Raw genomic sequence first — 1,660 nt, 5'->3', positions numbered from 1 at the left:
CCCCCTGTGGCAGGGAAGTTGTCCGGCGCCTTGAGATGATCTCTCATTTTCAGAGGGGCGGGACGGAGTGATGAGTTGGCCTATTCGACGGAACGCCGCGCGGCGGTTTTGAGGAAGCTGGAGCCGCCGCACGCGGTACCCCTACGGCAGCTGGCCAAGGAGGAGGGGATCTCTGAGGCAACCCTGCACACCTGGCGCCGCGAGGCTCGCAGCCAGGGCCGGCTCCTGCCCGATGCCGACGCGGGCCCAGAGGGTTGGACGTCGCGCGACAAGTTCGCTGCCGTTCTCGAGGCGGCCGCCCTGAACGAGGCCGATCTGGCCGCCTACTGCCGCCAGCGGGGGCTCTACCCTGAGCAGATCCAGGCTTGGCGGACCGCCTGCGAGCAGGCCAACGACTGGGAGCGTGCCAGCAGTCAGCGGCTCGGCCAGGCGACCAAGGAGGAGAAGAAGCGCGTCAAAGCGCTTGAGCGCGACCTGGCGCGCAAAGAGAAGGCGCTGGCCGAGGCGGCGGCACTATTGGTGCTGAGAAAAAACGCCGCAGCGATCTGGGGGGACGGCGAGGACGCATGATCAGCACCCCGGATCGCCAGAACGCCATCGCGCTGATCGACCGGGCTGTCGCGGCCGGCGCGCGCCGCGCTTCGGCCTGTGCGGAACTCGGGCTCGACGCTCGGACCTGTCGCCGCTGGCAGGCCAGAGACGGCGCGCCAGAAGACCGCCGCCCGACGGCGCCTCGCTCAGCGCCGGGCAACAAGCTGTCGGATGCGGAACGTCGGGCCGTGCTGGACGTCTGCAACAGCGACGCTTTCAAGAGCCTGCCGCCGAGCCAGATCGTGCCGCGCCTTGCAGACCAGGGCCGCTACCTCGCGTCAGAAGCCAGCTTCTACCGCATCCTGCGGGCCGAGGATCAGCAACACCACCGTGGCCGGGCCAGGCCGCCGGCGCGTCGCCCACCGCCGACCAGCCACCGCGCCCGCGGTCCCTGCGAGGTCTGGAGCTGGGACATCACCTGGATGCCCGGTCCGATCCGAGGCGTGTTCTTCTATCTCTACCTCATCCTCGACATCTACAGCCGCAAGATCGTCGGCTGGGAGGTCCATGAACGCGAAGCCGGCGAGCTGGCCGCCGAGCTCGTGCGCAGGGCGGTCTGGGCCGAGGGCTGCCTCACCCGCCCTCTGGTCCTGCACGCCGACAACGGCAGCCCGATGAAGGGCGCGACCATGAAGGCCACCCTCGAGCGGCTCGGCGTCATCGCCTCCTACAGTCGTCCGCGGGTCAGCGATGACAACCCGTTCTCCGAAGCCCTTTTCCGCACCTGCAAGTACAGGCCGGACTGGCCGGCGTCGGGGTTCGCCAGCAGGGCGGAGGCGCAGCACTGGGTTGCCCGTTTCGTGACCTGGTACAATCACGAGCACCGCCACAGCGCGATCCAGTTCGTCACGCCCGGCGCTCGGCATGCCGGCGAGGATCGCGCGCTCCTCGAGCGCCGGGCCCAGCTCTATACCGAAGCTCGCGCCGCCAACCCCACCCGGTGGTCACGCCAGATCCGAAATTGGACGCCGGTCGGTGACGTCTGCCTCAACCCCGAGCGCGACCTCAGCGACCACAAAATCAGAGACGCCGCCTGATCGGCACCGGACAACTTCTTTGACAATCACCG

Annotated in this window: 1 protein-coding gene; it reads left to right on the top strand. The window is 68.7% G+C overall.

All coding sequences use genetic code 11. The features are described 5' to 3' along the window. Positions 1-75: 75 nt before the first annotated feature. Positions 76-1,628, top strand: a protein-coding gene (locus DOO78_RS26800) for an IS3 family transposase (protein WP_243634812.1) whose coding sequence is annotated in 2 segments (ribosomal slippage) — positions 76-535 and positions 535-1,628 — 1,554 coding nt in all. Because the reading frame shifts where the segments join, the coding sequence is not laid out codon by codon here. The last annotated feature ends 32 nt before the right edge of the window (positions 1,629-1,660 follow it).

Source organism: Roseicella frigidaeris (assembly GCF_003258945.1).
Lineage (GTDB): Bacteria > Pseudomonadota > Alphaproteobacteria > Acetobacterales > Acetobacteraceae > Paracraurococcus > Paracraurococcus frigidaeris.
This window is presented reverse-complemented; position numbering and strand designations above follow the sequence as displayed.